This window comes from Nonomuraea sp. MG754425 (genome assembly GCF_021699195.1).
Lineage (GTDB): Bacteria > Actinomycetota > Actinomycetes > Streptosporangiales > Streptosporangiaceae > Nonomuraea.
The window spans coordinates 1-9,097 of record NZ_SSXE01000284.1 but is presented as its reverse complement, the minus strand read 5'-3'; the positions used below and the strand labels follow the sequence as shown (position 1 = coordinate 9,097).

The following is a 9,097-nucleotide window of genomic DNA, read 5'->3' as shown; positions in this document are numbered from 1 at the left end:
GGTCTCCGAGACCGCCTTGGTCGCCGCCGCCACCGGCACGCCCGTACGGCCGAGCAGCAGGTCCACGAGTTGCTGGGCGGTCGGGCGGCGGGCCGGGTCCTTGTCCAGGGCGCGCTCGACCAGCGGCCTGACGCGCTCGTCGAGCCCGTCGAGCTTGGGCACGTGGTTGATGACGCGGTAGACGACCTCCGGGAGCCCGCCGGTGCCGAAGGGCGGCCTGCCGGTGCCGGCGAACGCCACCAGGGCGCCCCAGGAGAAGATGTCGCCGGCCGGAGTCACGTGCTCGCCTCTGGCCTGTTCGGGCGACATGTACGCGGGCGTCCCCATCGACGTGGCGATGGTGGCCACCGCTCCTGGGGCGTCGGCGAGCTGGGCGACGCCGAAGTCGATGACCCGCGGCCCGACCGGGCTGAGCAGCACGTTCGACGGCTTGAGGTCGCGGTGGACGACGCCCGCCTGGTGGATGGCGGCCAGCGCGGTGGCCACGCCGACGGCCAGCGCCTCCAGGTTCGAGCCGGACAGCGGGGCCCGCGCGACCACGGCGGACAGGTCGGGGCCCTCGACGTACTCGGTGACGAGGTAGGCGGTGCCGTGGTCGAAACCGGCGTCGAGGACGGGCGCGGTGCAGAACCTGGCGACCCTCCTGGCCGCCTCGGTCTCCTTGCCGAACCGGCGCCGGAACTCCTCCCGCCCCGCCAGGTCCGGCCGCATCGTCTTCAGCGCCACCAGCCGGCCGGCGGGGTCGGCGGCGAGGTGGACGACGCCCATCCCGCCCTCGCCGAGCTGCTTGATGAGGGTGTACGGCCCGACCCGCTGCTGCACGTTCACCGGGGGGATTATTCCGGACATGTTCCGGTCGAGGGAAATGACTACTTGGTCCGGCTCGCGCCCGGCCAGAGCCGGTCCACCTCCGCGTTCAGAATCGCGCCGATGAGCACGGCCAGCGCGGTGATGTACAGCCACAGCAGCAGCGCGATGGGCGCGGCCAGCGAGCCGTACACCGACACCGGCGAGAACCAGGCCGCCAGCACCTCCCGCAGCACGGCCGCGCAGACGATCCACAGGAACAGCGCCAGGATGGCCCCGGGCAGCTCGCGGTACCACTTGGTGCGCACGGGCACGCTCACGTGGTAGAGCACGGTCAGGAACAGCACCGAGCCGACGATCACGACCGGCCAGTAGAGCAGGTCGATGAGGCTGCCGTACTCGCTGGGGAGGGCGTCCTTGATCAGGGTCGGGCCGACGACGAGGATCGGCATGACGATGATGCCGATGATCAGGCCCACGACGTAGAGGCCGAACGACATCAGCCGGGTACGGATGATGCCGCGCTCCTCCCCCAGCCCGTAGGCGACCGAGATCAGGTCGACGTAGACGTACAGGGCTCTGGAGCCGGACCAGAGTGACAGCAGGAAGCCGAGCGAGATGATCGACACCTTGCCGGCGTCGTCGCTGAGCACGTCGGTGATGAGCGGGCTGATCACCTTGTTCACCGCGTCGGCGGTGAACATCAGCTCCGCCTGGTCGATCACCCAGGCGTGCACCTGGGCCACGACGCCGGGCCCGAGCCAGGTGCTGCCGAGTTTGCCCAGCACGCCGATCAGGCCCAGCACGAAAGGCGGCAGCGACAGAAGCGCGAAGAAGGCGGCCTCGCCGGCCAGCCCGGTGACGCGGTAGGTGACGCCGGCGTTCGTGGCGGCGCGTACGGTCGCCCACGATTTGGTGTCGAGCACCCAGTTCAGCCGCGCGCGGGCATTCGACACGAGCCCGCGCTTGGGCCTGGGAGGGGCTTCGGTGGACGTCATGGCACCCAACGGTATTGGCAGTGGCTCTTCGGGACAGCTTACGTCCCGTACTGCCCTAGTCGTTGTCGACGATGCGTGCGCCCAGGGGAAGGAGGGAGACCGGGATGAGCTTGATGTTCGCCACGCCCATGGGGATGCCGATGATCGAGATGAACAGGGGGATGGAGGTGACGACGTGACCGATGGCCAGCCAGATGCCGGCGACCACGAACCAGATGATGTTGCCCAGCATGGAGAACACGCCCGCGTCCGGATCGCGGACGACGGTGCGGCCGAACGGCCACAGCGCGTATGCCGCGATCCTGAACGAGGCGATGCCGAACGGGATCGTGACGATGAGGATGCAGCAGATGATCCCCGCCAGCGCGTAGCCCATGGCGAGCCAGATTCCCGCGAACACCAGCCAGATGACGTTCAGGATTGTGCGCATGCTCACAGCATGTCATGCATCATGAAACGGGCGTCATCCGGAATGACCCTGATCCTCCCCTGACTTGGGGCTTCGGCCCGATCCGGGAGGGCCGGCGAAGCACTGCGCGATCGGCATCCAGGCCCTGGCGGGCTCGCCGGTCAGCTCCAGGGCGGTGTCGGACAGATGGATACGCTGCGTGACGACGAGGCAGAAGTCGAGGAGCGGGCCGCGGACGACGCTCGCCGCGTCCTCGGGGCCGGCCGTCCACACCCCGCCGCCGGGCCGGGCCAGCTCCACCCGTACGGGCTCGGCGGGCACGGGCAGGGCGCGCACGGCGAAACTGTACGGCCGGGCCCGGTAACCCATCGTGGCCACGTGCCGCAGCCGCCCGGTCGGCTCCCTGACGACGCCGAGCGCGTCGGCGACGTCCTGGCCGTGCGCCCAGGTCTCCATCAGCCGGGCGGTGACGAAGGAGGCGGCCGACATCGCGGGCCCGAACCAGGGCAGCCGGTCGCGGGCGTCGAGCGCGGCGAACGCCTCCAGGCTGTGGCCACGGGCCGTACGGAACCAGCGGCGCAGCTCTTCCGGCGGCATCCCGCGCGCCCCGGCCGCCAGGTCGTCCACCGAGGTGAAGCGTTCCTCCAGCCAGGCGGGGAAGCCGCCGGGGTCGGCGGCGGCCCGGACGGCGGCGTCGTCGAACCAGGCCAGGTGGCTCACCTGGTCGCGCACCGCCCAGCCCACTGCGGGCGTGGGCCGCTCCCAGGCGTCGTCCCCCAGGGGCTCCAGCAGCGCTTCGAAGGACTCGGTCTCGGCACGCAGGTCGCGGAGTAACTCGGCCATGAGGTCCACGCGCGCCAGCCTAACGGGAGAGACGTTCCGGGAGAATAATGCGGAGCGTGATCTGCGAGAGCTGCAAGGACAAACGTCACGAGGACTGCCGGGGCGGATCCTGGTGCGACTGCCAGCACAAGGAGCAGGCGGTGCCGAAGGAGTCGGAACTGGACTGGCCGCGCCAGGGGTGACGCGCGCGCCCGGCGGGTCACTATCCCACACTCTGGACCCGGTCTTGGACATCTCGGACAGCCAGAGTACTCTCGAATCATGCCAGCGGACCCCATGCTCGTCGGTCGACGACACGTCGACCTTCAGCGTGTCCGTAGTGCCATCTGTTGCGACGCCCGCTGACCCTCTGTTTTTCTACCGCTGAGCGCGTCGCACTCCTCCTCACCAGCCCTGCCCTCGACGATGAGGCAGGAGGAACGTTGCGCGCGCCCATGATCCGAAGGACGCGCAATGAGCACCCCTGCCAGCCGCACTCCTGCCAGCCGGCATCACAAGCGCCCGCGCGGCGAAGGCCAGTGGGCTCTCGGTTTCCGTGAGCCGCTCAACAAGAACGAAGAGAACAAGAAGAACGACGACGGTCTCAACGTCCGGCAGCGCATCATCGACATCTACTCCAAGCGGGGCTTCGACTCGATCGACCCGGCCGACCTGCGTGGCCGCATGCGCTGGTACGGCCTCTACACCCAGCGCAAGCCCGGCATCGACGGCGGCAAGACCGCCGTGCTGGAGCCCGAGGAGCTGGACGACTCCTACTTCATGCTGCGCGTGCGCATCGACGGCGGCCAGCTCGACCTGGCGCAGCTCCGCACGATCGCCGGCATCTCCAACGAGTACGGCCGCGGCACCGCCGACATCACCGACCGCCAGAACATCCAGCTCCACTGGATCGAGATCGAGTCGGTGCCGGACATCTGGGAGCGGCTGGAGGCCGTGGGCCTGTCCACCACCGAGGCGTGCGGCGACACCCCGCGGGTGATCATGGGGTGCCCGCTGGCCGGGATCGACGTGGACGAGGTGATCGACGGCACCCCGCAGGTCCAGGAGATCTACGACCGGGTCGTGGGCAACCCGGCGTACTCGAACCTGCCCCGCAAGTTCAAGACGGCGCTGAGCGGCTGCCCGGCGCACTGCACCGTGCACGAGATCAACGACATCGCGTTCGTCGGCGTGGTGAACGAGCGCGGCGAGGCCGGCTACGACCTGTGGGTCGGCGGCGGCCTGTCGACCAACCCGATGCTGGGCAAGCGGCTGGGCGTGTTCGTCAGCCCCGAGAAGGCCGCCGACGTGTACGAGGGCGTCATCGGGATCTTCCGCGACTACGGCTACCGCCGGCTGCGGCACCGCGCCCGGATCAAGTTCCTGGTCAACGACTGGGGGCCGGAGAAGTTCAGGGAGATCCTGGAGACCGAGTACCTCAAGGAGCGGCTGCCCGACGGCCCCGCCCCCGAGCAGCCGCGCGACAGCCGGCGCGACCACGTGGGCGTCTTCCCGCAGAAGGACGGCAACTTCTACGTCGGCTTCGCCCCCAAGGTGGGCCGGCTCGACGGCGACCGGCTGCACCTGATCGCCGACATCGCCGAGCGGCACGGCTCCGGCCGGGTGCGCACCACGGTCGAGCAGAAGATGGTCATCCTCGACGTCGCCCCCGGTCAGGTGGACTCGATCGTAGCCGAGCTGGAGGCCAACGACCTGCAGGTCCGGCCCTCCACCTTCCGCCGCCAGACGATGGCCTGCACCGGCATCGAGTACTGCAAGCTGGCCATCGTCGAGACCAAGGACACCGCGATGGACCTGATCGACGAGCTGGAGCGGCGGCTGCCCACCTTCCAGGAGCCGCTGACCATCAACGTCAACGGCTGCCCCAACTCCTGCGCCCGCATCCAGGTCGCCGACATCGGCCTGAAGGGCCAGCTCGTCGTGGACGAGAACGGCGACCAGGTCGAGGGCTTCCAGATCCACCTGGGCGGGTCGCTGGGCATCGGGGCCGGCTTCGGCAGGAAGGTGCGCGGCCTCAAGACCACCGCCAAGGCGCTGCCCGACTACGTGTCGCGCGTCGTGTCGAACTACGACAGTCAGAAGAAGGACGGCGAATCGTTCGCGGACTGGGTCCAGCGGGCAGACGAGGCCGACCTGAAATGACCACACGAGCCGTTCCCTTCCACTGCCCGTACTGCGGCGAGGAGGACCTGGAGCCCTACGAAGGCGATGGCGGCTGGTACTGCCGCGCCTGCGCTCGTGCCTTCAAGCTGAAATTCCTGGGAATCGGAGTGAAGATATGACGCTCGTCGACATCGAGGTCGGGCTGAGAGAGCAGCGTGGCACGCTCGATCTGCAGGACATCGTCGAGTCCGCCGCGAAGTTCCTGGAGGGCGCCCCCGCCCGGGAGATCATCCGCTGGGCGGCGGCGACGTTCGGCGACCGGCTGTGCCTGACCTCCTCGATGAGCGACGCCCTCCTCATCGACCTGGTGAGCCGGGTCAAGCCGGGCGTGGACGTGCTGTTCATCGACACCGGCTACCACTTCGCCGAGACGATCGGCACGCGCGACGCCGTCCGGCAGGTCTACGACGTGAACCTGATCGACATCAAGCCGTCGCGCACGGTCGCCGAGCAGGACCGCGACCTCGGGCCCCGCCTGTTCGGCCGCAACCCCGACCTGTGCTGCTACCTGCGCAAGGTGGAGCCGCTGAACCGGGCGCTGGAGCCGTACCTGGCGTGGATCTCCGGCATCCGCCGGGACGAGTCGTCCAGCAGGACCGACACCAGGGTCGTGGAGTGGGACGCCAAACGGCAGATGGTGAAGGTCAACCCGATCGCCTCCTGGACGCAGGAGGACGTGGACAACTACATCTCCGACAACGGGGTGCTGATCAACCCGTTGCACTATGACAACTACCCCTCGATCGGCTGCGCGCCCTGCACGCGGCAGGTCGCGGAGGGTGCGGATCCGCGCAGCGGTCGCTGGGCGGGCCTGGGGAAGGTCGAATGCGGCATTCACCTGTGATCCCCGGCGGGGGACCCGTCCCGTTGGCAGGCGGGGCGGCCTCCGGCCGCGTGCCACTGGTGGCGGTGGCGCACGGATCTCGCGATCCGCGTGCCGCCGTCACCGTGGCCGCGTTGCTCGACCGGGTGCGCCTGGCGCGCCCTGAGGTGCCCGTACGGGTGGCCTATCTCGACCACTGCGCCCCTGACCTGGGGCGGGCGCTCGGCGGCCTGGAGGAGGCCGTGGTGCTGCCGCTGCTGCTCACCGAGGCGTACCACAGCAGGGTGGATCTGCCCGCGGCGCTGAACGAGGCCCGCGCGCGCGAGCCCCGGCTGCGGGTGCGCTACGGGGGCACGCTGGGGCCGCACCCGCTGCTGCTGACCGCGCTGGAGCGGCGGCTCGGCGAGGCGGGCGTGCCGGCGGGCGATCCGTCCACGGCGGTGGTGCTGGTGTCGGCGGGGTCGAGCGACGCGCGGGCCAACGCGATGATCGCGGAGATGGCGCGGGTGTGGCGGCGGTCCGGCTGGTGGACCGTGACGCCCGCGTACGCCTCCGCCGCCTCCCCCACGCCCGCCGAGGCGGTCGCCTCGCTCAGGCGCGCGGGGGCGGCACGGGTGGTCGTGGCGCCGTACCTGCTGGCTCCCGGCCATTTCGCGGACAAGGTGCGGCGCGACACGCTCGCGGCGGGGGCCTCGGTCGTCGCCGACGTGCTGGGGCCGGCCCCGGAGCTGGTGGACGTCCTGCTGGAGCGGTACACGGCCGCCCGGCGGGAGCCGGTGCCCCTGGCCGGCTGACCCGGGCGGGATCGCCGCTCCGGTGTCTCAGTAGCCGCGGTCGAGGCGGCGGTCATCGCGGAGCTGGCGGCGCAGCTCGCGCCCCTCGAAGCGGAGCTGGCGGCCGATCTCGCGCCAGTCGTCGCCGTGCAGCCGCCGCCAGTGCTCGCGCCAGGCCGCGAAGCCGCGCTGGAGCGGCTGCGCCTGCGAGTCGCCGATCACCTTGACGTCGCCCATCACCGCGTACGCCTGCACGCGCACCACGGGGACGTTCATGCCGGGCGGGGCCTGCATGACGTTCACCTTCTTGTCGCCCATGATCGCCATGCCGTCGAGGTCCACGTACACGCCGTCGGGGACGATGATCTTGACGTCGCCCATCACCGAGACGGCCAGGATCTCCACGGTGTCCGTGCGCACCTCGGCCTCGCGCAGGTCGAGCAGCACGTCGCCCATCACGGCGACGGCGCCGAGCTCCTGGTCGATGCGCCAGGTGCCGCGCCGCTTGGAGTCGCCCATGACGCCGACGAACCAGCGCCGTTTCCTGCCCTCGCGCGCCGGGACCGGCGCGGCGGCGGGCGCGCCGCCGGTCGTGGGCAGGTCCTGGGTGAGCAGGGCCAGGTCGGCGTGGGTGGTCGCGGTGTAGGCGGCCTCTGTGCGGTCGGTCAGCTCGGCGAGCGTCAGGCGGCCCTCGACCGAGGCGACACGGAGTTCTTCGACGACGGCCTCGCGCTCGGCGTCCGATGCGCGCAGCTCACCGGGATCAGTCATACTCGCAACATATCGCGTTTGGGTCCCCGTGCAGCTCCTCCCGAAGGACGAAAAAGGCTATCCACCTAAACATGCATATTCGGAATGGAATCTGAACCCAGCCGGGGGCGGACCGCGTACCACGCCATGACAAGGGGCCCCGGCCCTTGGTCCGGGGCGCGGCCGGACCAGGCTAGGGTCCCTTTCATGAGTGAGGAACAGCTCTACCGGGCGGCGTTGACCGGCGACATCGAGACGGTGGGCAAGCTGCTCGCCGGCGGCCTCGACCCCGACAGCCCGTACGAAGGCCAGGAGGAGGGCGGGCTGGCCCTGTGCGCGGCGGCCTCCCGTGACCGCACGGAGGCGGCCGAGGCGCTGCTGGCCGGCGGCGCCGACGTCAACGGCCGGGAGGGCGGCGGCTGGACGGCGCTGCTGTGGGCCGCCGCCAACGGTCACGCCGACGTCGCCAAGGTGCTGATCGAGGCCGGCGCCGAGGTCGACGCCACCAACGACGTCGGTGACACCCCGCTCACCCTGGCCGCCAGCCGCGGCGCGCCCGGCGTCGTGCAGGTGCTGCTGGAGGCGGGCGCCAACCACGAGAAGTACGACGGCGACGGCGACACCCCGCTCGAGGTCGCGCTCGGCTGGGCGGGCGTGCACCTGGAGAGCGCGCTGCTCGACCAGATCGAGCAGGACGGCTGGGAGTACGTCGTGGCCCGCCAGTACGCCAAGGACGGCACCGAGCTGATCACCGTGGCCGGTCGCTCGGCCGACGGCGAGCAGAGCGAGCAGGTGGAGGCCCAGCGCGGCCACGCCGCCGTCGCGACCCTGCTGGAGGACGCGGCGGGCGTCTACACGCCGGTGGAGCAGCTCGTGGCCCGCGCCCTGGCGCACCGCGACGTGGACGAGGACGCCGAGACCTGGTGGATCGTGGCCGACTCGCTGGGCAAGCGGGCCGACGACGAGACCTACGAGGCGCTGGCCCGGCTGTGCGTGAGCGAGGACGCCAGGGAGCGCGAGTTCGGCGTGGACACGATCGCGCAGTTCGGGTTCGCCGACGGGGACAAGCCGTACCTCGATCGCACCCTGCCGTTGCTGCAGAAGATGGTCACCACGGAGGGCAGCCCGCAGGTGCTGCGCTCGGTGCTGGCCGCGCTCGGCCACCAGGGCGACCCGCGGGCGCTGCCGCAGGTGCTGGACATCCTCGGCCGTCCCGGGCACAAGCGCACCTCGACGGACCCGATCGCGCTGGCCGACGTGCTGCCGCCGGACGACGAGGAGGGGCTGGCGCTGCTCATCTCCATGACCGAGGACGACAGCTCCGAGATCCGCGACTGGGCCACCGCCGGGCTGGCCGGGCTGACCGCCGACACGCCGCGCATCAGGGAGGCGCTGGCGGCCCGGCTGACCGACTCCGACCTGCGCACCGTGGCCGAGGCCACCCGCGGCCTGGCCGACCGCGGCGACGAGCGGGCCGCGCGCGGGGCCGAACGGGTGCTGGCCGACAGCGACGACGAGTACGCCAGGGAAC

The 9,097-nt window shown here is 70.9% G+C and carries 11 protein-coding genes; 6 read left to right on the top strand and 5 right to left on the bottom strand.

Translation table 11 applies throughout. The features are described from left to right. The 4 genes from FAF44_RS49755 to FAF44_RS49740 all read right to left on the bottom strand — a co-directional run. Window positions 1–828, bottom strand: an 828-nt coding sequence (locus FAF44_RS49755; RefSeq protein ID WP_237110483.1) for a serine/threonine-protein kinase, incomplete at its 3' end; no start/stop codon positions are given. Window positions 829–869: 41 nt separating this feature from the next. Beyond that, complete coding sequence (locus tag FAF44_RS49750; RefSeq protein ID WP_237110482.1) at window positions 870–1,805, bottom strand: YihY/virulence factor BrkB family protein; 936 nt, start codon at window positions 1,803–1,805, stop codon at window positions 870–872. A 55-nt stretch (window positions 1,806–1,860) separates the two neighbouring features. Beyond that, on the bottom strand, window positions 1,861–2,235 hold the full coding sequence (locus FAF44_RS49745; protein WP_237110481.1) for a YccF domain-containing protein: 375 nt from the start codon (window positions 2,233–2,235) through the stop codon (window positions 1,861–1,863). A gap of 33 nt (window positions 2,236–2,268) precedes the next feature. After that, window positions 2,269–3,057 carry a TIGR03084 family metal-binding protein gene (locus FAF44_RS49740; protein ID WP_272896131.1) on the bottom strand — a complete coding sequence of 263 codons (789 nt, stop codon included), beginning with the start codon at window positions 3,055–3,057 and terminating at the stop codon, window positions 2,269–2,271. Between the two features lie 56 nt (window positions 3,058–3,113). Between FAF44_RS49740 and FAF44_RS55505 the strand changes: the two genes are divergently transcribed. The 5 genes from FAF44_RS55505 (at window position 3,114) to FAF44_RS49720 (ending at window position 6,837) form a co-directional block, all read left to right on the top strand. Then, the gene (locus tag FAF44_RS55505) at window positions 3,114–3,239 is read left to right on the top strand and encodes a hypothetical protein (RefSeq protein ID WP_272896128.1); all 126 of its coding nucleotides are present in this window, start codon (window positions 3,114–3,116) and stop codon (window positions 3,237–3,239) included. A gap of 79 nt (window positions 3,240–3,318) precedes the next feature. Next, window positions 3,319–3,402 carry a putative leader peptide gene (locus FAF44_RS56560; protein WP_311132608.1) on the top strand — a complete coding sequence of 28 codons (84 nt, stop codon included), beginning with the start codon at window positions 3,319–3,321 and terminating at the stop codon, window positions 3,400–3,402. A 108-nt stretch (window positions 3,403–3,510) separates the two neighbouring features. After that, window positions 3,511–5,199 (top strand): nitrite/sulfite reductase, encoded by a 1,689-nt coding sequence (locus tag FAF44_RS49735; protein ID WP_237110479.1) that lies wholly within the window; start codon window positions 3,511–3,513, stop codon window positions 5,197–5,199. Between the two features lie 136 nt (window positions 5,200–5,335). Then, window positions 5,336–6,064 carry a phosphoadenylyl-sulfate reductase gene (locus FAF44_RS49725; RefSeq protein ID WP_237110478.1) on the top strand — a complete coding sequence of 243 codons (729 nt, stop codon included), beginning with the start codon at window positions 5,336–5,338 and terminating at the stop codon, window positions 6,062–6,064. Window positions 6,065–6,123: 59 nt separating this feature from the next. Then, complete coding sequence (locus tag FAF44_RS49720; RefSeq protein ID WP_237110484.1) at window positions 6,124–6,837, top strand: sirohydrochlorin chelatase; 714 nt, start codon at window positions 6,124–6,126, stop codon at window positions 6,835–6,837. Window positions 6,838–6,864: 27 nt separating this feature from the next. On the opposite strand, the gene FAF44_RS49715 is transcribed toward FAF44_RS49720, so the two are convergent. Further along, the gene (locus tag FAF44_RS49715; RefSeq protein ID WP_237110477.1) at window positions 6,865–7,587 is read right to left on the bottom strand and encodes a DUF1707 domain-containing protein; all 723 of its coding nucleotides are present in this window, start codon (window positions 7,585–7,587) and stop codon (window positions 6,865–6,867) included. Between the two features lie 186 nt (window positions 7,588–7,773). On the opposite strand from FAF44_RS49715, the gene FAF44_RS49710 reads away from it, so the two are divergent. Further along, on the top strand, window positions 7,774–9,097 hold a 1,324-nt coding region (locus FAF44_RS49710), incomplete at its 3' end, for an ankyrin repeat domain-containing protein (protein ID WP_237110476.1).